The sequence below is a fragment of the Glycomyces tenuis DSM 44171 genome (assembly GCF_000427885.1).
Taxonomy (GTDB): Bacteria; Actinomycetota; Actinomycetes; order Mycobacteriales; family Micromonosporaceae; genus Glycomyces; species Glycomyces tenuis.
This window is the reverse complement of the sequence record NZ_ATYW01000011.1, coordinates 207,175-229,719: the sequence shown is the minus strand read 5'-3', so window position 1 is coordinate 229,719 and position 22,545 is coordinate 207,175. Positions and strand designations below refer to the sequence as shown.

At 69.9% G+C, this 22,545-nt stretch carries 23 protein-coding genes; 15 read left to right on the top strand and 8 right to left on the bottom strand.

The genetic code is table 11. The features are described from left to right. The 3 genes from YWW_RS0115085 to YWW_RS30720 all read right to left on the bottom strand — a co-directional run. Window positions 1-428, bottom strand: a 428-nt coding sequence (locus YWW_RS0115085; RefSeq protein WP_211228570.1) for a cellulose binding domain-containing protein, incomplete at its 3' end; no start/stop codon positions are given. Between the two features lie 429 nt (window positions 429-857). Further along, entirely contained in the window at window positions 858-2,282 is a 1,425-nt protein-coding gene (locus YWW_RS0115080; protein ID WP_051325858.1) for a glycoside hydrolase family 6 protein, read from the bottom strand. Window positions 2,283-2,695: 413 nt separating this feature from the next. Further along, window positions 2,696-2,905, bottom strand: coding sequence for a BldC family transcriptional regulator (locus tag YWW_RS30720; RefSeq protein ID WP_035697605.1), 210 nt, complete (start codon window positions 2,903-2,905; stop codon window positions 2,696-2,698). A gap of 227 nt (window positions 2,906-3,132) precedes the next feature. Between YWW_RS30720 and YWW_RS0115070 the strand changes: the two genes are divergently transcribed. Together YWW_RS0115070 and YWW_RS0115065 are read left to right on the top strand one after the other, a co-directional pair. Next, window positions 3,133-3,603, top strand: a complete 471-nt coding sequence (locus tag YWW_RS0115070; RefSeq protein WP_026930754.1) for an Lrp/AsnC family transcriptional regulator — start codon at window positions 3,133-3,135, stop codon at window positions 3,601-3,603. Further along, on the top strand, window positions 3,590-4,660 hold the full coding sequence (locus YWW_RS0115065) for a PLP-dependent cysteine synthase family protein (protein WP_026930753.1): 1,071 nt from the start codon (window positions 3,590-3,592) through the stop codon (window positions 4,658-4,660). The genes YWW_RS0115070 and YWW_RS0115065 overlap by 14 nt, the downstream gene beginning before the upstream one ends. A 190-nt stretch (window positions 4,661-4,850) precedes the next feature. Here YWW_RS0115065 and YWW_RS30715 read toward each other — a convergent pair whose 3' ends face one another. After that, window positions 4,851-5,771 (bottom strand): YihY/virulence factor BrkB family protein, encoded by a 921-nt coding sequence (locus YWW_RS30715; RefSeq protein ID WP_081687473.1) that lies wholly within the window; start codon window positions 5,769-5,771, stop codon window positions 4,851-4,853. Between the two features lie 75 nt (window positions 5,772-5,846). Here YWW_RS30715 and YWW_RS0115055 point away from each other — a divergent pair, with 75 nt between their 5' ends. Next, window positions 5,847-6,083, top strand: a complete 237-nt coding sequence (locus tag YWW_RS0115055) for a ribbon-helix-helix protein, CopG family (protein ID WP_026930752.1) — start codon at window positions 5,847-5,849, stop codon at window positions 6,081-6,083. Further along, the gene (locus tag YWW_RS0115050) at window positions 6,080-6,538 is read left to right on the top strand and encodes a type II toxin-antitoxin system VapC family toxin (protein WP_026930751.1); all 459 of its coding nucleotides are present in this window, start codon (window positions 6,080-6,082) and stop codon (window positions 6,536-6,538) included. The genes YWW_RS0115055 and YWW_RS0115050 overlap by 4 nt, the downstream gene beginning before the upstream one ends. Before the next feature lie 14 nt (window positions 6,539-6,552). Here the strand turns inward: YWW_RS0115050 and YWW_RS0115045 are convergent, their stop codons facing one another. Continuing rightward, window positions 6,553-7,014, bottom strand: a complete 462-nt coding sequence (locus YWW_RS0115045) for an RrF2 family transcriptional regulator (RefSeq protein WP_026930750.1) — start codon at window positions 7,012-7,014, stop codon at window positions 6,553-6,555. Window positions 7,015-7,088: 74 nt separating this feature from the next. Next, entirely contained in the window at window positions 7,089-7,757 is a 669-nt protein-coding gene (locus tag YWW_RS0115040; protein ID WP_026930749.1) for a FadR/GntR family transcriptional regulator, read from the bottom strand. A 234-nt stretch (window positions 7,758-7,991) separates the two neighbouring features. On the opposite strand from YWW_RS0115040, the gene YWW_RS30710 reads away from it, so the two are divergent. The 11 genes from YWW_RS30710 (at window position 7,992) to YWW_RS34185 (ending at window position 20,407) form a co-directional block, all read left to right on the top strand. After that, entirely contained in the window at window positions 7,992-9,224 is a 1,233-nt protein-coding gene (locus tag YWW_RS30710) for an MFS transporter (protein ID WP_245595434.1), read from the top strand. Between the two features lie 69 nt (window positions 9,225-9,293). After that, window positions 9,294-11,213 (top strand): acetoacetate--CoA ligase, encoded by a 1,920-nt coding sequence (locus tag YWW_RS0115030; RefSeq protein WP_035697607.1) that lies wholly within the window; start codon window positions 9,294-9,296, stop codon window positions 11,211-11,213. 228 nt (window positions 11,214-11,441) lie between these two features. Further along, window positions 11,442-13,601, top strand: a complete 2,160-nt coding sequence (locus YWW_RS30705; protein ID WP_035704560.1) for a heavy metal translocating P-type ATPase — start codon at window positions 11,442-11,444, stop codon at window positions 13,599-13,601. A gap of 311 nt (window positions 13,602-13,912) precedes the next feature. Next, entirely contained in the window at window positions 13,913-14,566 is a 654-nt protein-coding gene (locus YWW_RS0115020) for a TrmH family RNA methyltransferase (RefSeq protein WP_051325856.1), read from the top strand. Window positions 14,567-14,900: 334 nt separating this feature from the next. After that, a complete protein-coding gene (locus YWW_RS36670) occupies window positions 14,901-15,059 on the top strand; it encodes a hypothetical protein (protein WP_169732265.1) in 159 nt (52 codons plus the stop codon). 13 nt (window positions 15,060-15,072) lie between these two features. Beyond that, a complete protein-coding gene (locus tag YWW_RS0115010; protein ID WP_026930746.1) occupies window positions 15,073-15,897 on the top strand; it encodes a PH domain-containing protein in 825 nt (274 codons plus the stop codon). A 157-nt stretch (window positions 15,898-16,054) separates the two neighbouring features. Further along, window positions 16,055-16,600: a SigE family RNA polymerase sigma factor gene (locus YWW_RS0115005; protein WP_026930745.1), complete on the top strand. Its 546-nt coding sequence runs from the start codon at window positions 16,055-16,057 to the stop codon at window positions 16,598-16,600. After that, window positions 16,597-17,751 (top strand): hypothetical protein, encoded by a 1,155-nt coding sequence (locus YWW_RS30695; protein WP_035704557.1) that lies wholly within the window; start codon window positions 16,597-16,599, stop codon window positions 17,749-17,751. The genes YWW_RS0115005 and YWW_RS30695 overlap by 4 nt, the downstream gene beginning before the upstream one ends. A gap of 62 nt (window positions 17,752-17,813) precedes the next feature. Further along, window positions 17,814-18,419, top strand: a complete 606-nt coding sequence (locus tag YWW_RS0114990; protein WP_026930743.1) for a MarC family protein — start codon at window positions 17,814-17,816, stop codon at window positions 18,417-18,419. A gap of 137 nt (window positions 18,420-18,556) precedes the next feature. Then, window positions 18,557-19,714, top strand: coding sequence for an RNA-guided endonuclease InsQ/TnpB family protein (locus tag YWW_RS0114985; protein ID WP_026930742.1), 1,158 nt, complete (start codon window positions 18,557-18,559; stop codon window positions 19,712-19,714). A gap of 153 nt (window positions 19,715-19,867) precedes the next feature. Beyond that, window positions 19,868-20,407, top strand: coding sequence for a DUF2231 domain-containing protein (locus YWW_RS34185; RefSeq protein WP_051325855.1), 540 nt, complete (start codon window positions 19,868-19,870; stop codon window positions 20,405-20,407). 50 nt (window positions 20,408-20,457) lie between these two features. Here the strand turns inward: YWW_RS34185 and YWW_RS30685 are convergent, their stop codons facing one another. After that, window positions 20,458-20,715 carry a hypothetical protein gene (locus tag YWW_RS30685; RefSeq protein ID WP_051325854.1) on the bottom strand — a complete coding sequence of 86 codons (258 nt, stop codon included), beginning with the start codon at window positions 20,713-20,715 and terminating at the stop codon, window positions 20,458-20,460. Between the two features lie 9 nt (window positions 20,716-20,724). Continuing rightward, the gene (locus tag YWW_RS0114970) at window positions 20,725-22,311 is read right to left on the bottom strand and encodes a DEAD/DEAH box helicase (RefSeq protein ID WP_051325853.1); all 1,587 of its coding nucleotides are present in this window, start codon (window positions 22,309-22,311) and stop codon (window positions 20,725-20,727) included. Window positions 22,312-22,545 lie beyond the last annotated feature (234 nt).

The window sequence follows — 22,545 nt, the reverse complement described above, 5'->3', positions numbered from 1 at the left end:
TCGGGGTCGTCCTGGTTGTTGCAGACGTCGCCGTTGATGGTGAACTGGCCGGGCGCGGTCGAGCTGCCCGAGCCGACGAAGCCGAAGACCTCGCGGCTCTGGCCGGAGGCGATGGAGCCGTTCCATCCGACGTCGGAGCCGGTGAAGGTCGAGCCGCTCTGGCTCCAGTCGACGTTCCAGGCGCTCTGGACGGAGGTGCCGGAGGGGAAGTCCCAGGCGATCTCCCAGCCGTTGATCGGCTCGTCGGCGGTGACGACGATGTTGGCCTGGAAACCCCCGCCCCAGCTGCTGATGACGTTGTAGTCGACCTCGCATCCCGCTTCGGCGGACGCCTGGTTCGCCGAGGCGATGGTCAAGGCGCCGGCACCGAGCGCGGCGACGGCCGCGGCGGTGACCGCCAGCCTTCTACGCCTTCGATGTACTTGCATAATTCGATGTCCTTCGTGTTCGGGGTCCCTGCCGCGGGTGCGGCTTGAACGGGGGTCCCGTTGGGTTATGGCTAGTGCGAAATCGTGTGAGGGTTCGGTTGCAGCTAGGGAAGCGCTCCCAAGCGATGTATCGATAATCTCCGATGTTTGGATGGGCTGTCAAGGTTTTCGCGGCAATATTTCAGGAAGGTTTCCGTTGGCAAGCGCTTGACACCGTGAAACCGCTCCCGCGCAAGGGAATTCGGATCGCCGCTCGGACTGGAAATTCCACCGGGCTCCGGCGCCCTCCGAGGCGCCGTTCGGACGCAAGGAAAACGGTGGGAACCGCTGATGCGGCTCCCACCGTTGTGGATCGAGGCGCTGCCGTTGCGCCTCACCCGGCCGTCGCTGCGGATCCCGGGTCAGCAGGTCGCGGCGTCGAAGGCCGGACTAGAGCGGCGGGTAGGCGTTCGCGAGGAGCTCGGCGAACTGCTCGGAGGACCAGTGGCCCGACAGGGGCATGTTGTCCCTGGCGCCCGAGGGGTTGTTCCCGTTGCGGGGGTTGCCCTGGTAGTCCGGGTCGCACATCTCGTCGAAGCCCTTGCCCTCGTCGTTCGGAATTTCTTCAGAAGCGCCGTCGGACTCGCCCGGAGGCTTGATCCACACGTAGGCGTCGATCCACGCCTCGGGCGAGGCCTGGGGACGCTCGCCGAGGCCGGCTCCGGCCTGGTTGCACCAGTTGCCCTTCTGGATGCGCTGGTCGATCCTGGACTCGTCGACGAAGGTCGCCGGGTCCGTGGAGCTGGACGGTCCGCTCGGCCGGTAGTCGCCGCCCCAGCCGTTGCGGCTGGTGTCGATCAGCATGCCGATGTTCTCGTTGAAGCCGTTGGCGATCAACTCCTCGCGAAGGGCCTGCGTGAAGTCCTTCTCGTTGTTGAAGTCGTTCCAGTCGACCCACTTGACATCGGGGTTCTGGTTCAGCGGGGTGCCGCCGACGTTCTCGTCCACTGCCCAGTGGGGCTCCTCCAGCACCGAGTAGTTCGCGGTGTTCGAGATGAAGCCGTGGATGTCGTCCGCGGTCATGCCGTTCATGCCGATGAGCGAGCCGAACATCTCCGCCGAGGCGTGGAAGTTGTCGTACTCGGGGTTCTCGTCCCCCCAGCCGATCCAGCCGTGGTGGCCGGCGTCGATGTAGTTGTAGGTGTTCGGCAGCGCACCGAGCTCCGCGGCGGCGTAGGAGATGCCGTCCTGGTAGTTGCCGTTGGCGAGCATCTCGTCGCACTTCTCGGTCGCCGTCTCGCGCGGCGAGACGTTCGTGACGAGGTTCGGCAGCGAGTCGATCTCGATCACGTTGACGATCCTGAGGTCGGCATAGGCCGGGTCGCTCATGATGCTGACGATCTCGTCGATGTACTCGGTCTTGTACGCGTCGATCTCGTCCGGTCCGAGCTGGCCGTTGGAGGCCAGGGCGGCGCAGTCGCGGCCCGGCAGGTTGTAGATGACGACCTGGATGAGGTCGGCGCCCTGGGCGACGGCCTCGTCGAGGTGCTCCTGAAGGCCCCAGCCGCCGGTCGAACCCGGGTCGCCGTCGCCGTGGACGGTGGGAGTGGAGTCCATCCACACGCCGGTCGGCTGGTCGGCGATGGCCTCGCCGCCCGGCTCGGCGGCGGCCTGCTCGGCCCACTGCGGGTTGACGTAGACCTGGGCGCCCTCGTACGGGTTGTCGACCTTCCCCTGCGCGGCGTCGACGTCTCCTGGGTTCTCCTCGGCGCCGGCGCTGCTCGCCGTCGCGGCCGCGATCGAACCGGCGACGAGCGCACTTGCGGCGAGCGCGCTGAGCGCTATTCGCCTCTTCTTGCTTCGACGTACTGTCATGTGAATCCCTGATTCTGTCCGGGTTTGCCGTTGCCGGGAGCGGCCCAGGTCCGCCGGACTCGACCGGACGTGAGGGAAGCGCTCCCAACTGCTACATCGAAGTTTGCCGATGTATCACTGTGATGTCAAGGGGCTCGCTCCCATATTTCCAACAAATTTCCGATTGGCGGCATCTGTGGGCACTCAGGGTGTTCATCCGGCTTCAAAGCGTGGACATTTGCCCATATAGGAGTTAATTCATTCTAAAAAGGATTTTTACACCGACGCGGCGGTCGCGGGGCACGAAAAACGCCGGTCGCCGCGCGCTTCGTCCCGGGTGTGCCCCGGGGAGCTGCGCGGCACCGGCGTGCCTTCAACTTGCCAAGTCTGGTGACCGCGAGGCTGTGGCCCCGCGTTCGGTGGTGTCCGAGCGCCTAGGCGCCCGGCCCGGAATCGAAGCCCTGAGCGCCGTTCTCGCCTTCGAGCAGGGCGCGGACCTCGGACTCCCGGAACCGCCGGTGACCACCGGGTGTGCGGATGCTGCCGATCCGACCGGCCGCGGCCCAGCGCGTCACCGTCTTGGGATCGACGCGGAACAGCGAGGCCACTTCGCCGGGCGTGAGTAGGCGGTCCTCGGTCTCCATGATTCCATCCTCCCCGTGATGAATACTCACTTCGTGCGGTTAAACCCATTACATCACTATTCAGTCAAACCTGCCATGAGTTCTTGCACATACTTTCGGTCGGTAGGTTTTGCCTGAAAGTACCAGGCGTAAGGCCCTGGCTCTCAGGGCTCTTTTCAGCCCTCTGGACGGCTTGTGGTATCAGCCGGGGACAGTCCCGGAGGAAAGCCTTCGACTATTCTCGACTGGTGGACGAGATCGACCGGACCATCGTGAACCTGCTGCGCGCCGACGGGCGGACCTCATACGCCGAGCTGGCGCGCCGAGTCGGTCTCACCGCCCCCTCCGTGCAGGACCGGGTGACCAAGCTCGAGAAGAACGGCGTCATCACCGGCTACCAGGCCGTCGTCGACCCCGAGGCCGTCGGCCTGGGCATCACCGCGCTCATAGGCATCATCCCCGATTCGAGCGCCGACCACATCGAGATCTGCGACAGGCTGCGCGCCATGACGGAGATCGAGTCGTGCTACTTCCTCGCCGGCGTCGAGTGCTACCAGCTCAAGGTCCGCGTCCCCAAGATGGCCGACCTCGAGCGGCTCATCCACCGCCTCGGCGGCATCCCCGGCGTCGCGCAGACCCGCACCACCATCACCTTGTCGACGAAATGGGAGGACCGGCCCCAGCCCGTCGGGGCGGAGGACGGCCGTGGAATCGATTGACCGGAGCGCGGACCGCGCCTGGGCGCACTGGGCCATCACCGCCGTCGAGGCCGACGCCAACCGCAGCGCCGACACCCACCTGCTGCCCTTCCCGCTGCCGCCCGAATGGGGCGTCGACCTCTACCTGAAGGACGAGTCGGCGCACCCGACCGGCTCGCTCAAGCACCGCCTGGCCCGCTCGCTGTTCCTGTACGCGATCTGCAACGGCTGGATCGGCGAGGGCACCACCGTCATCGAGGCCTCCAGCGGGTCCACGGCCGTCAGCGAGGCCTACTTCGCCCGCATCCTCGGGCTGCCGTTCATCGCCGTCATGCCCGCCTCGACGAGCCGCTCGAAGATCGCCCAGATCGAGTTCTACGGCGGCAAGGCCCACCTGGCCGCCGACCCGGCCGCCGCCACCGCCGAGGCCAGGCGCCTCGCCGAGGAGACCGGCGGGCACTTCATGGACCAGTTCACCTACGCCGAGCGGGCCACCGACTGGCGGGGGAACAACAACATCGCGGAGTCGATCTTCGAGCAGATGCGCCTGGAGCCGCACCCGATCCCCGCGTGGGTCGTCGTCGGCGCCGGCACCGGCGGGACCTCGGCCACCATCGGCCGGTACACGCGGTACCGCTGCTACGACACGCGGCTGTGCGTGGCCGACCCCGAGCACTCCGCGTACTTCTCCGGCTGGCGCGACGGCGATCCGGCCGCGAAGGCGGAGCGCGGCTCGCGCATCGAGGGCGTGGGGCGGCCGTACTGGGCGGCCTCGTTCATGCCCGAGCTGGTGGACCGAATGATCAAGGTGGACGACGCCGACTCGATCGCGTGCCTGCGCTGGGCCACGGAGCGCCTCGGGCGGCCCCTCGGCGGCTCGACCGGCACCAACCTCGTCGCGGCGCTCGCGCTCATCGCCGAGATGCGGGAGGCCGGGCGCACCGGAAGCGTGGTGACGCTCCTGTGCGACTCGGGGCAGCGCTACGCCACCACCTACTTCAACGACGAATGGGTCGCGGAGCAGGGCCTCGACCTCACCGCCGCCGCCGAACGGCTCGCCCCGCTCCTCCCGTCCTGACCTGCCTGTCCGGGCCCACCCGCCCCGGCCCGCCGTCCCGACTCGCCCGACCGGGTGAACGCCGCCGCCACGCCCGCCTTTCCTGTCGGACCCCCGCGCGAAGCTCGGACCTACTATTCCCCCTGTTCGGGTGGGTGGGGGTTTGGGACGGCCTTCGTCGAAGCGGTGACGGCGCGCGGCGCGCAGCCGCTCACAGGGTCGGCGTGGGGCCCTTCCCGCCGCGGCCGTCGGTGATGGCGGCCTGCCGATAGAGGTCGATGACCTTGCCGCGCTGGGAGGTCGCCGTCCATGCCGCGGCCACCATGAGCATCACGTTGAACAGGTACAGGAAGACCAGCAGGCCGACCGCGGTCGTCACCGCCTGGTAGGCGGGCCGGTCGGAGACGTTGAGGACGTAGACGCGCCCGGCGGTCTTGAGGATCTCGAGTCCGATCGCGACGGACACGGCGGCCCCGAGCACGCGCCGGACCGGCAGCGCCAGGCGGGGGAGCGCCTGGAGCAGCACGGCCGCGAGCAGCGCGTTCGCGATGAGTCCGACGAGGACGGAGACGCCGCGGATCAGCAGCGCCATGTTGCCTTCGAGCCGGTCGAGGTCGAGGAAGGCGAGGACGGCCTCGGCGCCGGCGGTGGCGCTGATCGTGATGAGCAGCAGGATAGACAGTCCGATGAGGACCATGAGGTCGATGATCCAGCGCAGGATCGGGTTGCCCGGCTGGGCGTCCAGGTCCCACACCAGCCGGATGGCCGCCCGCACCGACTGCACCCACGCGACCCCGGCGACCACCAGCGCGATCCCGGCGAAGATCGTGACCGACTGGCGCGAGTCCTCCAGCACGCCGATGTCGATCACCGGCAGGTTCGTCTCCAGCCACTGCTCGACGGTCGCGTAGATGTCGGGGGAGTTGAGCAGGTATCCGAAGATCGCCAGGGCCAGGAGGGACATCGAGAACACCGCGAAGAAGGCGTAGTAGGAGATCGCGGCGGCCAGCTGGCCGCCGTGGACGTCGCCGAAGCGGTCGGAGGCGCGCAGGGCGTGGTCGACGAAGCGCCAGCGCCGACGTGCCGAGAGCACGACACCGTCCCACCATGCCCCCAGGTCAGGGAACTTCACGCACCGATTCTGTCAAAACCGAGCCGGCCGCGTCGGCAGGTGCGGCCACGGCGTCTAGTTGATACCATACATACTATGAAACAGGCGTCGACGTATCTCACCGCCGAAGAGCTGATCGAGCTCGACAGGCACGCGAAAGCGCGTGGACTGTCACGCGCTGCAATGATCCACGACCTCATCACCGATTTCCTCCGCACCCGCACAGCGCGCCCCCGGCGGGTCTCGACCTTCGATTTCGGCGGGCCGGTCGACCCGGACGAACGGCGCCGCATCATCGGCGAGGCCTATGAGCGCCGGGCCGACCGCCGGTGATCATCGTCGCCGACACGTCCGCCCTGCTCGCGGTGTTCAATCCTCGGGACCCCGACCACGGGCGTTGCAGCGCGATGTTCAACACCACCGGCGGGTTCGTGTACTCACCGCTGGTCTTCGCCGAACTGGACCACCTGATCCGCCGCCGGGTCCACTACCAGGCCGCCAAACAGGCCTATGTAGACCTGCTCGAACGCGTCACCGGTCCCGAGGCGACCGACTACGTCGGACAGTTGTCGGTCGACGACCATCTCGCGGTGCGAGAGATCCGTGAGAAGCATGACGACATGGAACTGGATCTGGCGGACTGCTTCGCCGTGGCGCTCGCCCGAGATTGGGGCACGAACCAGATCTTCACCTTGGACGAGGGCGACTTCCGTCGACTGAGGCCGCTTGCGGACGGTTCACGGGACTTCGGGCATTTCCGGATCCTGCCCACGGACTCGGGTTCCTGACCGGCTTCAGCGGTTCAGGGGCCGCGGACGACCCATGCGTCGGGGTCTTCGAGGAGCTTGGTGACGGCGTTCGGGAGCCGGTCGGTGGCGACCTCGGTGAGGGAGACCGACTCGAGGATGTTGCGCTCGTTCACGCGCAGGGCCACCCACACGTTCGTCAGGGCCCTGGCCGAGCCGGGGTAGGTGACCTCTTCGGGCCGCTCTCCCCGCACGCCCACGAGCGGGCCGTCGACGGCCCGGATGACGTCGGCGAGGCTGATCTGCTCGCCCGGCCTGGCGAGCCGGTGGCCGCCCTCGGGGCCGCGCTTGGAGACGGCGATGCCGCCGCGCCGCAGCTGGAGCAGGATCGACTCGAGGAACTTGCGGGGTATGGCCTGGTCCTCGGCGATCTGCTCGGCCGACACCCACTGGTCGCCGTAGCCGGCGAGCGACACGGCCGCTCTCAGTGCGTAGTCGACGCGGGCGGACAAGCGCATCGGTGCTCCTCTCGAATGTCGCGCCGCCGGATGCGGGGCGCGTTATGACTGTATCTCCGCGGCCGCCGGCCCGCTCAGTCCTCGATGAGCTCACGCAGGTACGCGGCGGTCTCGGCGGCGGCCAGCTCGGGGTCGCCGGCGATGATCGCCTCGACGGCGCGGGTGTGGTCGATGTGCGGGTCCTCGCCGAGCCTGTCGCCGACGCCGGCCTTGACGATCTCGCGCAGCGAGTCGGACAGGTCGACGTACAGCTCGTGGAGGAGTCGGTTGTGGCTGGCCTCGGCGACGGCCTGGTGGAGCGCGAGGTCGGCGTCGATGAACGCCTCGGCGTCCCTGACCTCGAAGGTGGCCTCGCGTTCGGCCAGGAGGATGCGGAGCTTCTTGATGTCGGCGTCGTCGCGGCGCGCGGCGGCGAGCCGGGCGGCCTCGATCTCCAGGCCGCGGCGGACCTCCATGGTGTCGGCGGCGGTGCTGGCGGCGATGCGGCGGCGCACGGCGGCGGTGACCTCGGAGCGGCCGACGACGAAGGTGCCGGCGCCTTGGCGGATCTCGAGGAGCCCGGCGTGGGCGAGGGCGCGGACGCCCTCGCGGATGGTGTTGCGGCCGACGCCGAGCAGCTCGGCCAGTTCGCTCTCGGTGGGGATGCGCGAGCCGAGGTCCCACTCGCCGTCGCTGATCTGCCGACGCAGCTGCTCGATCACCTGATCGACGAGCGCGGACTTGCGGGTCGACTGCAATGCCACTGGCGGACCTGACCTCTCCGGAAGGGGTGGCGTGTTTCCCAACACTAGAAGGATTAAAGCAGACGGGGGCCGCGATATCGTTGACTGGCCGTTCATTCATCCCATGTATCGGCGGGCGGTGTCCCGCCTGGTCATCCTCGCTTTCGCGGTGCCTCGATCAGGGTCGGGGAACGCCGCCGCCAGTGGAAGAGAACGCTTGCCCAAACCGGTTCCCGACAGATGGAGGCGACCCGCGTGACGACCGCCGCCGACGTCGAACGAGCGAACGCGACCCGCGCTCCGCTCCTCGGCGCGTGGATGCTCGTCGCCGGCGTCGTCCTCGCCGCGTTCAACTTCCGCACCGCCGTCACCAGCGTCGGCGCGCTCCTGTCCGAACTCCAGGACGGACTCGGCATGTCCGAGACCGTCGCGGGCCTGCTCACCACCCTCCCGGTGGTCGCCTTCGCGGCCCTCGGCGCCCTCGCGCCGCGCCTGACCCGCCGCTTCGGCGCCCGCGCCGTCATCACCTTCGCGCTGCTGGGCATGAGCGCCGGCCTCGTCATCCGCGCCTACGGCGGCCACACCGTCGTGTTCCTGCTGTTCAGCCTCCTCGCGCTGGCCGCCGGCGCCATCGGCAACGTCGCCGTCCCGGTCATCGTCAAGGAGTACTTCCCGCGCGCCGTCGGCCGCATGACCACCGCCTACTCGGCGATGCTCGCCATCGGCACCAGCGTCGGCGCCTTCGCGACCGTCCCGCTCGAACGCTGGTCCGGCGACTGGCGCTTCGCGCTCGCGGCCTGGGCCGCCCCGGCGCTGCTCGCCATCGTCCCGTGGCTGCTGTGGCGCCCGCCCGCCGAGCACCCCGACGCGGGGAACGGCCACCGCCTGCACGGCGTGCACCGCTCCCGGCTCGCCTGGATGATGCTGCTCGCCTTCGGCACCCAGTCGGCGATGGCCTACATCTTCATGGGCTGGCTGACGGCGTTCCTGCGCGCCCAGGGCATGGACGCGGCCACCGCGGCGTTCATGCTCGGCCTGTTCACCCTCGTCCAGATCCCGGTGTTCATGCTCGTCCCGGTGGTCGTGGCCCGGCCCGGCCGCCAGCGGCCCGTGTTCTTCGCGCTCGCCTCGTGCTACCCGATCGGCGTGACCGGGACCTGGATGTTCGGCGGCGGGCCCTCGACGTGGCTGTGGATGGTGTTCCTGGCGATCGCGATGTCGGTCTTCCCGCTGATCCTGACCCTGTTCGCGCTGCGGGCCCGCACCTCGGCCGGGACGGCGGCGCTGTCCTCCTTCGCCCAGTCCGGCGGCTACCTCCTGGCCGGCGTCGGGCCGTTCGCCGTCGGCTGGCTGCACGGCCTGACGCACGCCTGGACGCTGCCGTTCGCGCTCGTCTACGTCCTCATGGGGATCCACATCGTGGCCGGGGTCTACATCACCCGCGACCGTTACATTGAGGATGAACTGCCCCAAACCAGCCCCCGATAGCGGTCCGCTTGCGCCCGCGTGCCACGATAGTGCCGTAGACCACACTGGCGTGGAGGTTGGGAGGCGACCGTGAGGAACGAGGTGCTGTGGCTGCCGCGGCCCGACGCGGTGGAGTCGACGAACATCGGACGGTTCGGCCAGTGGCTGTCGCGCCGCGAGGAGCGCGATCTCACCTCTTATCCGGCGCTGTGGCAGTACTCCGTCGAGCACCTGCGCCCCTTCTGGGGATCGGTCTGGGAGTACTTCGGCCTCGGCAAGACCGTGCCCGAGCACCGCGTCCTGGCCGACGAGACGATGCCGGAGACCGTCTGGTTCCCCGACGAGACCTTCAACTACGCCCGCGCGGTCCTGACCGCCCCCGGCGTCGGCGACGACGAGGTCATCGTGCGCGCCTACTCCGACACCCGGGCCCCCGTCGAGTGGACCCTCACCGACCTGCGGGAGGCCGTCGCCCGCGCCAGGGCCGGGCTCATCGGCCACGGGGTGCGGCGCGGCGACCGCGTCGCGGCCTGGATGCCCAACATCCCCGAGACCTTCGCGCTCATGCTCGCCGCCGCCAGCATCGGCGCGGTCTTCTCCAGCTGCGCCCCCGAGTTCGGCTCGCGCGCCGTCCTCGACCGCTTCTCCCAGATCGAACCGAAGGTCCTCGTCGCCGTCGACGGCTACCGCTACGGCGCCAAGGAGATCGACCGCACCGCCGAGGTCCGGGAGGTCGCCGCCGCGCTGCCCGGCCTGGCCCGCGTCGTCACGCTCCAGTACCTGGGCGCCTCCGACCCCGAAGGCGAGACCTGGGACCGGTTCTGCGCCTACGACGACGGCGTCGAGTTCGAGCCGGTCACCTTCGACCACCCGCTCTACGTCCTGTACTCCTCGGGCACGACCGGCCTGCCGAAGGCGATCGTGCACTCGCATGGCGGCATGGCGATCGAGCACGCCAAGATGCACTCGCTGCACCACGACCTGGGCGTCGGCGACCGCTTCTTCTGGTACTCCACCACCGGCTGGATGATGTGGAACTACCTGGTCTCGGCCCCGATCGTGGGCGCCGGGATCGTCCTGTTCGACGGCGCGCCCGACCCGGTGGGCATGTGGCGGCTGGCCGAGGAGTCCGGGACGACGTTCTTCGGCACCTCCGCGCCGTTCCTCATGGCCTGCCGAGCCAGGGGCGTCAAGCCCGCGCGCGAGGCGAACCTGTCGAAGGTGCGCGGGATCGGCTCGACCGGCGCGCCGCTCCCGGCGTCCGGCTTCGACTACGTCTACGGCGAGATCAGCGAGACCGCGCAGCTCCAGTCGCTGTCGGGCGGGACCGACCTGTGCACCGGATTCCTCGGCGGCGCGCCGACCGTCCCGGTGTGGCGCGGCGAGCTCTCGTGCCGGTGCCTGGGCGCGGACGTGCGCTCCTTCGACCCCGACGGCGAGCACGCGATCGGGCGCGAGGGCGAACTGGTGATCGTCTCGCCGATGCCGTCGATGCCGGTCGGCCTGTGGGGCGACCCGCTGCGGCAGCGCTACCGCGACACCTATCTCATGGACTTCCCCGGCGTGTGGCGCCACGGCGACTGGATCACCATCACCGAGCGCGGCTCGGCGGTCATCTCGGGGCGCAGCGACGCCACGCTCAACCGCGGCGGCGTCCGGATGGGCACGGCCGAGTTCTACTCGGTGGTCGAGTCCATCGAGGGCGTCGCGGACTCGCTCGTGGTGCACCTGGACGACGAGAAGGAGGACCAGCTGCTGCTGTTCGTGGCCTGCAAGGACGGGGTCGAGCTGGACGAGGCGCTGCGTCAGCGCCTCAAGCGGGCGCTGCGCGAGCAGCTCTCGCCCAGGCACGTCCCCGACGCGGTCCGGCAGATCCCGGCGGTCCCCAGGACGCTGAGCGGCAAGAAGGTCGAGATCCCGGTCAAGAAGATCCTCAAGGGCGTGGCGCCCGACGAGGCGATCTCCACCGACGCGCTGGCCAACCCGGAGGCCCTGCGAGCCTTCATCTGAACCGCGGCGAGCGGTTCCGGTTCCCCGGCCCCCGCGCCGCCGCCGAGGCGGCTTCGGGGGCCGACCTGTTACCGACGCCCGGGGCCCGGACTTCGGTTCGGGCCCCGATTCGGCGTCCCCGTCCGCCCGGTCCAGGCGTTCGCGGCCGGGGCCTCGCCGGGCGGCGGCGCGGACCACGCCACGGCCGACGCCTTGACGATTGATACCCCTAGGGGGTATGATTCCGTCATGGCTGACATCATCGACCTCGACATCACCGGGATGACGTGCTCCTCGTGCGCGGCCCGGATCGAGAAGAAGCTCAACCGGGTCGAGGGGGCCGAGGCCACCGTCAACTTCGCGACCGAACGCGCCCGCGTCTCCGTCCCCGACGGCGTCACCGCCGCCGACCTCGTCGCCGTCGTGGAGCGGACCGGCTACGGCGCCGCCCCCGTCGCCTCCGAGGCGCCCGAAGCGGAAGCGGAACCCGAGACCGACGACGCCGAGCTCCGCTCCCTGCGCCAGCGCACCGTCGGCTCGCTCGTCCTCGCCGCCCCCGTCATCGCCCTGTCGATGATCCCCGCGCTCCAGTTCGACAACTGGCAGTGGCTCACGCTCACCCTCGCCGCGCCCGTGGTCGTCTGGGGCGGCTGGCCGTTCCACCGCGTCGCCGCGATCAACCTGCGCCACCGGGCCGCGAACATGGACACGCTCGTCTCGATGGGCACCCTCGCCGCCTTCGGCTGGTCGCTGTGGGCCCTGTTCTTCGGCGACGCGGGCGCGGCCGGCATGTCCGAAGGCTTCTCGCTCACCGGCTCGGCCGAGGAGGCCTCCTCCAACACCTACCTCGAGGCCGCCGCCGGCGTCACCGCCTTCGTGCTGCTCGGCCGCTTCCTGGAGCACCGCTCCAAGCGCCAGGCCGGGGCCGCCCTGCGGGCCCTGATGGAGCTCGGCGCCAAGGACGTCGCCGTCCTCAAGGACGGCCGCGAGGTCCGCGTCCCGGTCGGCGAGCTCGCCGTCGGCGACGAGTTCGTCGTCCGCCCCGGCGAGAAGATCGCCACCGACGGCACGGTGGTCTCCGGCGCCTCGGCCGTCGACGAGTCGATGCTCACCGGCGAGTCGGTGCCCGTCGAGGCCACCGTCGGCGACACGGTCACCGGCGCCACCGTCAACGCCTCCGGGCGCCTCGTCGTGCGCGCCACCCGCGTCGGCGCCGACACCCAGCTCGCCCAGATGGCCCGCATGGTCGAGGACGCGCAGGCCTCCAAGGCCGCCGTCCAGCGCCTGGCCGACCGCATCTCCTCGGTGTTCGTGCCGATCGTCATCGGCCTCGCCCTCGCCGTCCTCATCGCCTGGGCCCTCGCCGGAGCCCCCGGCACGGCCGTCACCGCAGCCGTCGCCGTCCTGGTCATCGCCTGCCCCTGCGCGCTCGGCCTGGCCACCCCGATGGCGCTCATGATCGGCACCGGCCGCGCCGCCAAGGAGGGCATCCTGATCTCCGGTCCGGAGGTCCTCGAGTCGACCAAGCGGATCGACACGATCGTCCTCGACAAGACCGGCACCGTCACCTCCGGCGCGATGAGCGTCGTCGACTACTCCTCCGAGGAGACCCTGCGGTACGCGGGCGCCGTCGAGGACGCCTCGGAGCACCCGATCGCCCGCGCCATCGCCGCCGAGGCGCGCGAGCGGCTCGGCGAGCTGCCGCCGGTGACCGACTTCGTGAACCGGCCGGGCGTCGGCGTCGCGGGCGTCGTCGAGGGCCGCGCCGTCGAGGTCGGCCGGTCGAGCGCCGCCGCGGACACCGCCACCGTCGTCGAGGTCGTCGTGGACGGCTCGGTCGCCGGGACCGTCGCCGTCGCCGACACCGTCAAGCCCACCAGTGCGCGCGCCGTCGCCGAGCTGCGCCGCCTCGGTCTGACGCCGGTCCTGCTGACCGGCGACGCGAAGGCCGTCGCCGAGGCCGTCGCGGCCGAGGTCGGCATCGACGAGGTCATCGCGGAGACCATGCCGGAGGACAAGCTCGCGCACATCGGGCGGCTCCAGTCCGAGGGCAGGGTCGTGGCGATGGTCGGCGACGGCGTCAACGACGCCGCCGCGCTCGCCGCGGCCGACCTGGGCATCGCGATGGGCACCGGCACCGACGTGGCGATCGCCGCCAGCGACATGACGCTGGTGCGCGGGGACCTGCTGGTGGCCGTGGACGCGATCCGCCTGGCCCGGCGCACGCTGCGCACCATCAGGCAGAACCTGGTGTGGGCCTTCGGGTACAACGTCGCGGCGATCCCCTTGGCCGCCTTCGGGCTGCTGAACCCGATGGTCGCCGGGCTGGCGATGGCGTTCTCGAGCGTCTCGGTGGTGGCCAACTCGCAGCGGCTGCGGTCCTTCACCGCCGTCTCGCGCGCCGATTGACGGCGCTGCTCGGCGGCCTTCCCGCACCTGACTGATGTGGTGGGTGTGAAGGCTGTGCAGCAGCGTTGGACGAGGGGAGCAGAGGGGCCCACTTTCCTTACAGTGCAAGGGGATTCAAATAGGTGTGTGCACGATCGCACAGGCCCGGTAGTTAGTATGTCTCGTGTCGCCCCGGCAGGTTTCCCCCGTAGCCGCCGGGGCGGCGCCCTGCCTGCTCGGCGAGGCCGGCAAACGGTCTCGGAGCGGCTTCCGTGAGACGCCGGCCCGCTCCCGAGGCCGAGCCCGGCCCCCGTGCCGGAGGCTGTGCTCCAATGGTCGGCGTGACTGACGAGGAGACCGAGCCGGACGCCGCCGAAGTCGGCGTCGGGCCGTGGCCCGGGCCCTGGCCCGACGACCCCCGCCTCGACCCCGAGCTGCTCGAGCTCGGCGACCGGCGCAACGTCGTCGACGCCTACCGCTACTGGCGCCGCGAGGCGATCGTGGCCGACCTCGACGAGCGCCGCCACGACTTCCACGTCGCGATCGAGAACTGGCGCCACGACTTCAACATCGGCACCGTCGTCCGCAACGCCAACGCCTTCGCTGCCAAGGCCGTCCACATCATCGGCAAGCGCCGCTGGAACCGCCGCGGCGCGATGGTCACCGACCGCTACCAGCACGTCGAGCACCACTCGACTGTGGAGGAATTCGTCGCCTGGGCCGCCGCCGAGGGCCTCGCCGTCGTCGGCGTCGACAACCTCCCCGGCTCGGTCCCCATCGAGACGGCCTCGCTGCCGCGGCGGGCGGTCCTGGTGTTCGGCCAGGAGGGCCCCGGCCTGTCCGAGCCGGTCCGGGACGTGTGCTCGATGATCTGCTCCATCACGCAGTTCGGCTCCACGCGCTCGATCAACGCGGGCGTCGCCAGCGGCATCGCCATGCACGCCTGGATCCGCGAGCACGTGTTCGAACAACGCACGCCAGAGTGACCTCCACAGGGCTTCGAGTGCCCGGATCGGACAGCCGGTGTCGGATACCTGACGCTTTCCTGGAGGCCGTCGGCCGATGTGCCTACATTGAGCCAATGGAGTGTGACTTGAGGTAGTCTCGCCGGTGGGATGAAGCGAATACGTTGCTCCGCAGCTAGACGGCGGAGTGCTGCTGAAGTGGGGCGAAGGCGCTACGCTGATGCGCGAGGCCGACTCGCCCGGTTCGCACCGAACCGGGCGATGGAAGCACAAGGCCGAGACATATTCGTACGTTAAACTGGACGAGCCTGCGCGGGACAGACGTTTGGCCAGGTCCCTTGATGGGAGGGTGAGAATGTTGAAGAAGATTCTAACCTGGGGCGGACTGGCGTTCCTGGTGTTCTTTATCGCCTACAGGCCCGACGAGGCCGGGGGCGTGGTCAGTTCGATCGCCGGCGCGATCGGCGACGTGGGCAACGGCTTCGCGTCATTCATCACCGGTCTGGTGACCTGAGGATGAGCTCGCGATGACCGACACCGGTGCGGGCGGCTCGGCGGACAAAAAGGACACCGAGCCGCTAGAACCGCCCACTCCGCGCGCCCCCGCGGACAGCCCCGCTCCCGGCGCGGACGATCCCACGCGCGAGTTCCCCGCCGGCGCGGCCCCGGCCGCCGCCGCGAGCGACATCGACGGCGTCAGGTTCGACGACAGCCCCGCGGGCGGCTTCCTCACCGGCGGACGCCCCCTGGCCGTGCCGGACGTCCCCTCGCCGATCTCCGCCCGGTACCTCTTCCCCACCGAGAAGTACCGCGGCGAATGGCGGCGGCACTGGGTGCACCTCATGCCCTGGTACATCGTCGGCACCCTCGCGACCTTCATCATGGGCTTCGCCTCCGGGCTGCTCATGAAATGGGACTCCCCGTCCCGGGACACCGGCCTGACGATCACCATCATCGCCTGGCTGCTGATCCTCGGCTTCGTCGGCTGGAAGCTCCTCGACTGGTACATGGACCGGTTCATCCTGACCAACAAGCGGATCATGCTCATCCAGGGCGTCATCACCCGCTCGGTCGCGATGATGCCGCTCGGCCGCGTCACCGACATGAAGTACGCCCAGACGCCGATGGGCCGGATGCTCAACTACGGCGAGTTCATCATCGAGTCGGCCGGCCAGGACCAGGCGCTGCGGAACGTCCCGCACCTGCCGAACCCCAACGAGCTCTACCTCCAGATGTGCGAGGAGATGTACGAGCCCGAGGCCGTCGACGAGCGCGAGGCCGAAGAGGAAGAGGACCTCATCCCCGAGGAGATGCCGCAGAGCAAGGACGCCCGCGTCGGCGGCGACGCCTGAGCAGACGCAGCCGCCTTGTGAGGGCGGCTACTGGGTATACTCCTGCGAGTAGCCCTCGGTTGTGTCGCGTACCCATCCATTTGGCAGAATTCACCTCTGCGAAGCAACCTTCCACCGAGGGCGAGTCGTCTGTTGTTCGACCCCTCGAGGGAGACGCGTGAGCGAGGCCAAATCGTCTCAGGACGAGGAGTTCCGCGAATACGTGGCGGCGCGCTCGGCCGCGCTGCACCGTGCGGCGTACCTCCTGACGGGGAACCGGTCGACAGCGGAGGACTTGGTGCAGACGACCTTGACGAAGACCTACCTGGCGTGGGGGAGGATCCGGGCCACCGACTCGGTGGACGCCTACGCCAGGCGCATCCTCTACAACACCAACGCCTCCTGGTGGCGCAAGCGCTCCAACCACGAGAAGCCCGCCGACTTCGTCGACGACCGCCCCGACCCCTCCCGCGACTTCGCCGAGCAGGGCGCCATGCGCGACGCCATGTGGCGCCACATCACCGGCCTCCCCAAACGCCAGCGGGCCGTCCTCGTCCTGCGCTACTACGAGCACCGCACCGACGCCCAGATCGCCGAGATCCTCGGGATCTCCACCGGCACCGTCAAGAGCCAGGCCTCCCGCGCCCTCGCCGGTCTGCGCAAACGCCTCGGCACCCCCGCCTCGGCCCTCGGCCTGGGCGGCCGCTCGGAGGAGGCGAAGTGAGCGAGGACATCGAGGACCTGCTGCGCACCGAGTTCGCCGGGCGCGCCGAGTCCGCGCCGCTGTCCCATCGCGACGACCTGGCCGATGCCGCCATCGCCGGGGCCGGGCGCGTCAAGCGCCGCCGCCTCGGCGCCGCCGCCGGAGGACTCGGCCTGATCGTCTTCGGCGCCGCCGCGGCCGTGTGGCTGCCGTGGAGCGGCGACGGGCTCACCGAGCCGCCGCCGGCGGCCACCACCGTCGAAGAGGCCCAGAGCGGGCTCGACATCGAGTTCGCCGTCGAACGCGACGGCGCCTACGGCGTGGTGACCGCCGACGACGAGTACATCCCGCTGGGCTCCCCGCAGCGCCCCACCTACGTCCAGCGGCTCCAGGCCTCCTATGTGGCGAGCTCGCAGCGGTGGGTCGAGATCACCGCGCTCGACGGCAGCGAGTCGGTCGGGTACGAGCTGCCCGCCGACGAGTTCACGACCGTGGTCCGCAGCGACGCCGAGGCGTTCGCGGCCAACTACTACGACATGGACTCCGGGCGCACCGTGTACACCCTGTTCCCCGGCGACGCCCGGGGCACCGGGCACACGCCCATCCTGGAGCTGGCCCCCGAGCTCATGCTCGAGGACTGGAGCGACAGCGTCATGGTCCTCTCCGGCAGCCTCATCGACGTCACCGGCGGCGACATCGGCACCCACCACTTCAACGTCGAGTACGACTGGGGCCTGGAGACGGCCGCCGTGGCCGGCTACGAATCCGTGGTCGTCGCCGACACCTCCGATCCGCGCTACGTCTGCGTCGCCGACCTCCAGCCCGGCGTCGAGCTCGCCGAATCGGAGGAGTGCGGCTACCTCGGCGAGGGGGACACCGATGAGCTGATCACCTTCGCCAGCGTCGACGAGGCCGCCCCCGGGCTGGTGACGGAGGTCAGCGACACCTTCTTCGAGGACGGCCTGGAGACCGAGATCATCGGCGACGCGCAGGCCGAGGAGCAGCTGCTCGAATCGGAGCACCAGTTCGTCGACCCGCTCGGGCGCTGGCAGATCGCGTTCGGCCCCCAAGACGTGACGTGGGCGCTGCTCGACACCACCGGCGAGGAGGCGAGCGTCTCCCAACTGCGGCCGCCCGAAGGGGCCCTCATGCCGGTGGTGAGCCACAACTAACACCGGCGCGCGAAACCGCGGGCGTGACGTGCGGGCCTTGACATACTCGCTGCGTGGGTGAACTGGAGTACGTGCTGACGGTCGGGGTGACGCTGTTCGTCATCATGGACCCGCCGGGGATCGTGCCGATCTACCTCGCCCTGACCGGGGCGATGGATCAGCGCGAACGCAACCGCGCCGCGCTCCAGGCGACCGCCCTCTCGCTCGGCGTCATCACCCTGTTCGCGCTGCTGGGGCAGCAGATCATCAACTACCTCCACATCGACCTCGCCGCGCTCCAGGGCGCCGGAGGGCTGCTGTTGCTGCTGGTCAGCCTCCAGCTCCTCACCGGAGAGGCCGACGACCCGTCGAGCCAGGCCACCTCGAACATCGCGCTGGTGCCGCTGGGCACGCCGCTGCTGGCCGGGCCGGGCGCGATCGTCGCCGTCATCCTCTACGTGCAGCAGGCGCCCAGCCGCATCGACTACCTGTGGGTGGCGATCGCGATCGTCCTCATACACGTCGTCATCTACCTGGTGATGCGCTACTCCGGGGTGCTGGTGAAGATCCTCAGGCGCGGTGGCATCGAGGTCCTCACCCGCATCGCGGGCGTGCTGCTGGCCGCGATCGCGGTGCAGCTCATCGCCGACGCGGTCATGGGCTTCGTCGAGGTCTTCCAGAACTCCTGAGCCGTATCCCCACGGGTGATCACTGAAGCTTCCGGGGAAGGGATCCGGATCGGTTGCCCGCTCGACGTCCCGCGCCAGCGGGACTGGTCGAAGACTGGTGGGGCAGCGGTGTCGCACCCCCGCTCTAGCATTGAGTAATGACCGCGCTTCGGTATCAATACCGGATCTACCCGACGGCTCCGCAGCGGCAGATGCTGGCGCGGACGTTCGGGTGCGTGCGGACCGTGTACAACGACGCACTCAAGATTTTCCAGGACGCTTGGCGTGCCGGGAGCGTTCGGCCGTCGATGGGTGCGGTGGCGAAGGCGGTCACCACCGACGCTAAGCGGACCGCCGAGCGGGCCTGGCTGGGCGAGGTGTCGGCGGTGCCGTTGCAGCAGGCGCTGCGTGACCTGGCGACTGCTTACACGAACTTCTTCGCCTCGGTCTCAGGTCGGCGACCCGGACCGAGGGTCGGGCCGCCACGCTTCAAGAAGCGCACCGAGCGGCAGTCCGCCCGGTTCAACCGAAACGCCTTCGCCCTCAAAGCGAGTGGTCGTCTGTATGTGGCGAAGGTCGGTGACCTCCGTGTGGCCTGGTCGCGGGCCCTGCCCTCGGTCCCGTCGAGCGTGACGGTCATCAAGACCGCGACCGGCAAGTACTACGCCAGCTTCGTCGTGGCCGTCGACGACGGCGCGGAGTTGGCCGAGCCGATCACCGACCCCGAGGCGGAGACCGGAATCGACCTCGGGCTGAAAGCCTTCGCGGTGCTGCGCGGCGGCAAAGTCATCGAGAACCCGAGATTCTTCCGTCGCCTTGAACGGAAACTGAGGAAGGCACAGCGTGCCCTGTCGCGCAAGCAGCAAGGCAGCTCGAATCGAGCCAAGGCACGTGTGCGGGTCGCGAAGATCCATGAGAAGGTCAGGCACACCCGTGCCGACTGGGTCGACAAGCAGATCCACCGTATCGTCCGTGAGAACCAAGCGGTCTATGTGGAGGATCTGTGCGTCACGGGGCTCAGTCGGGGTCGGGTGGCCAAGTCGGTGCATGATGCCGCGCTGGGCATGTTCTTGGGCCGCCTAGAGTCCAAAGCACACCGCGCCGGTCGCACGTTTGTGCGCGTTGACCGGCTCTTCCCTTCCACGCGTCTGTGCTCGGCGTGCGGCGCCCTGACCGGCCCAAAGGGCCTGGAGGGCCTGTCGGTGCGGCAGCGGGTGTGCGGGTGCGGCGCGGTCCATGACCGGGATCGGAATGCCGAGATCAACATCAGGCGCGAAGGTCGGCGCCTCGTGGCCGAGGGGCTACCGGACACGTAAAACGCCTGCGGAGGGTTGGTAAGACCGGTGAAGCCCGGCACGACCCATTTGAAACAGGAACCCGACCGTAGCGGTATCGTGCCAACGGTGCCCAAGCCGGGAATCCCCATCCCGAAGGATGGGGAGGAGGTCAATGTACGGTTCAATTAACCCATGACCACGATTCTGGATCTGCCCGTACACCCTCTCGCCGTGCACGCTCCCGTCGTGCTCGTGCCGCTGCTGGTCCTGTTCGGACTGGTGTACCTGCTCGTGCCGCCGCTGCGGCGCCGCGTCGGCTGGGTCGTCGCCGCGCTGACGCTCGTCGCGCCGGCCGCCGTCTTCGGCGCCACCTGGAGCGGCGAGCAGTTCGCCGACCACCTCTACCCCGACGGCTGGCCCGAGGCCGTTCAAGAGCACCACGACCTCGGCTTCCGCCTGCTGTGGATCCTCATCGGGCTCATCCCGGTGTGGTGGCTGTTCGCCGCGCTCGAACGGGGGCGCAGGTCCGCCGCGGCCCGCGGCGGCGACGCCCCGGCCGCCGTCGGCGAGGACGGCGCCTCCGCCGGATCGGACGACCCGGCGGCCCGCGGGCGCACGGTCGTCATGGTCGTCCTCGGGATCGTCGCGCTGGCGCTGCTGGGCCTGGCCGCCTGGACGGTGTTCCAGTCCGGCGACACCGGCGCGTCGATGGTGTGGGAAGGCAGCGTCTGACGGCCTCCGGCAAGCGTCGAGCGGCCGCCCGCGCGGGCGGCCGCTTTTCATCAGCCTCTGACGATCCCGATGATGACCACGGTGAACATCAGCACCACCGCGAGCAGCGCGGTCCAGTGGGTGAACAGCTTGGCCCGCTGCTCGGCGGCGTCGATCGCGCCGTGGTCCTGCCTCGGCATCCGCCTCGGCTCGCTCGGCAGGGCCACCGACTCGACCCGCCACCCGGGGGGCGGCGGGACGTTCACCGGCGGGCCGTCGTAGCCGCCCTCGCGAACCGTGGCGTCGTCCGGCGTCCCGCTGCTGCTCATGACCGCAGCTTAGTCGGCCGAGGCGGTGTCCGAGCCGCCGGAGCGGCGGCGCCTGCGGCGACGCCGGGCCGGAGCCTCGCCGTTCGCCGCCGCGCCGTCGGCCTTCGCCTTCGACTGCGGGGCGTCCTCGGTCTTCGCCCGCGGGGCGCGCTCGGCGGCGCCCGGCCGGTCCGAGCCGCCGCGCGTGCGGCGGCGACGGCGCCCCGAGTCCCCGCCTTCGCGCTTCGTCGGCCCCTCCGACTGGCGGCGCTGGCCGCCACCGCCGCCTCCGGCGCCGCGGCGCCGGCCGCGGCCCTTCGAGCGGGACCCGCCCTCGACGTCGTCCTCGCGTTCGGCGCTCAGGCCGTCCCGGCTGCGCTGCTCGCTCGGCAGGGCCGGCGGGGCGCCCTCGGGGATGTCGAGGTCGGTGTAGAGGTGCTCGGAGGTGTGGTAGGTCTCCACCGGGTCGCCCAGGTCGAGGCCGTTGGCCTTGACGATGATCTTCCAGCGCGGCATGTCTTCCCAGGTCAGGAAGGTGATCGCGATGCCGGTGGCGCCCGCGCGGCCGGTGCGGCCGATCCGGTGGACGTACGTCTCGGCCTCTTCGGGCGAGTCGTAGTTGATGACGTGCGTGATCTCGGGGACGTCGATGCCGCGCGCGGCGACGTCGGTGGCCACGAGCACGTCGATCTTGCCCGAGCGGAAGGCCCGCAGGGCCCGCTCGCGGGCGTTCTGCCCCAGGTCGCCGTGGACGGAGCCGACCGCGAAACCGCGGAAGTCGAGCTCGTCGGCGAGCTTCTGGGCGGCCCGCTTGGTGCGGCAGAACAGGAGCGTCAGGCCGCGCTCCCGCGCCTGCAGGATGCGGGCGACCACTTCGATCTTGTTGAGCGCGTGCGTCAGGTACACCAGCTGCCGAGTGCGGGACGCGGCCTCGTCGTCGGGGCCGGTCACATCGGCGTGCACGGTGACGGGCCGGTTCATGTGCCTGCGCGAGAGCGCCATGATCGTGTCGGGCATGGTGGCGCTGAACAGCATCGTCTGGCGCTGTTCGGGCAGCAGCTTCAGGATCCGCTCGACGTCCTCGGCGAAGCCGAGGTCGAGCATCCGGTCGGCCTCGTCCAGGACGCAGTGGGCGATCCGGTCGAGCTTGAGGTGCTTGGACTTGTAGAGGTCGAGCAGGCGTCCGGGGGTGCCGACGATGATGTCGACGCCCGAGCGCAGCGACTCGATCTGCGGTTCGTAGGCGCGTCCGCCGTAGATCGGCAGGACCCGGATCGAGCGGGTCTTGCCGGCGTCCTCGAGGTCCCGCGCGACCTGGAGGCCCAGCTCGCGGGTGGGGACGAGGATCAGCGCCTGGGGGCGGCCGTCGGCGCCTTCGTCGACGGACGTGATCTTGTCGATGATGGGAAGACCGAACCCGAAGGTCTTGCCGGTCCCGGTGGGCGCGCGTCCGACGATGTCGGAGCCGCGCAGGCCGATCGGGATCGCGTATTCCTGGATGGCGAAGGCCCGTTCGATGCCGAGCGCCGCGAGCGCTTCCACGGTCTCTTCGCGAACTCCGAGTTCGGAGAAGGTCGGCCCGTTGTTCTCGAGCCGGTCATTGTTCACTTCGTTCACTCTGTCACCTCGTGGCGGAGGACTGTCTCAAGAGATCCGGGGAACTCGGCGCCACATTCTTTCTTGTCTACACAGCGGCGACGACCGCCGGATCCGGTGAGTCGCCGCTTCGCAAATGCGCCGCGACGGTCGCGTCGTCGGCGCTTCGAGGACTGCGCTGTCAGGGAAAAGCCGCATGAGGGCCGCAGTCGCTCCTCACCATCGTACGCGGTTCCGGCCCGGCCGTCTCGCTGC

Bases quoted from the DNA above. Each gene is read 5' to 3' on its own strand.
- YWW_RS0115010 (WP_026930746.1), top strand. From the start codon at position 15,073: ATGACCGACACCGGTGCGGGCGGCTCGGCGGACAAAAAGGACACCGAG.
- YWW_RS30720 (WP_035697605.1), bottom strand. From the start codon at position 2,905: ATGGAGACCGAGGACCGCCTACTCACGCCCGGCGAAGTGGCCTCGCTG.
- YWW_RS0115020 (WP_051325856.1), top strand. From the start codon at position 13,913: ATGGTCGGCGTGACTGACGAGGAGACCGAGCCGGACGCCGCCGAAGTC.
- YWW_RS0114985 (WP_026930742.1), top strand. From the start codon at position 18,557: ATGACCGCGCTTCGGTATCAATACCGGATCTACCCGACGGCTCCGCAG.
- YWW_RS30705 (WP_035704560.1), top strand. From the start codon at position 11,442: ATGGCTGACATCATCGACCTCGACATCACCGGGATGACGTGCTCCTCG.
- YWW_RS0115045 (WP_026930750.1), bottom strand. From the start codon at position 7,014: ATGCGCTTGTCCGCCCGCGTCGACTACGCACTGAGAGCGGCCGTGTCG.
- YWW_RS30685 (WP_051325854.1), bottom strand. From the start codon at position 20,715: ATGAGCAGCAGCGGGACGCCGGACGACGCCACGGTTCGCGAGGGCGGC.
- YWW_RS0115080 (WP_051325858.1), bottom strand. From the start codon at position 2,282: ATGACAGTACGTCGAAGCAAGAAGAGGCGAATAGCGCTCAGCGCGCTC.
- YWW_RS34185 (WP_051325855.1), top strand. From the start codon at position 19,868: ATGACCACGATTCTGGATCTGCCCGTACACCCTCTCGCCGTGCACGCT.
- YWW_RS36670 (WP_169732265.1), top strand. From the start codon at position 14,901: ATGTTGAAGAAGATTCTAACCTGGGGCGGACTGGCGTTCCTGGTGTTC.
- YWW_RS0115055 (WP_026930752.1), top strand. From the start codon at position 5,847: ATGAAACAGGCGTCGACGTATCTCACCGCCGAAGAGCTGATCGAGCTC.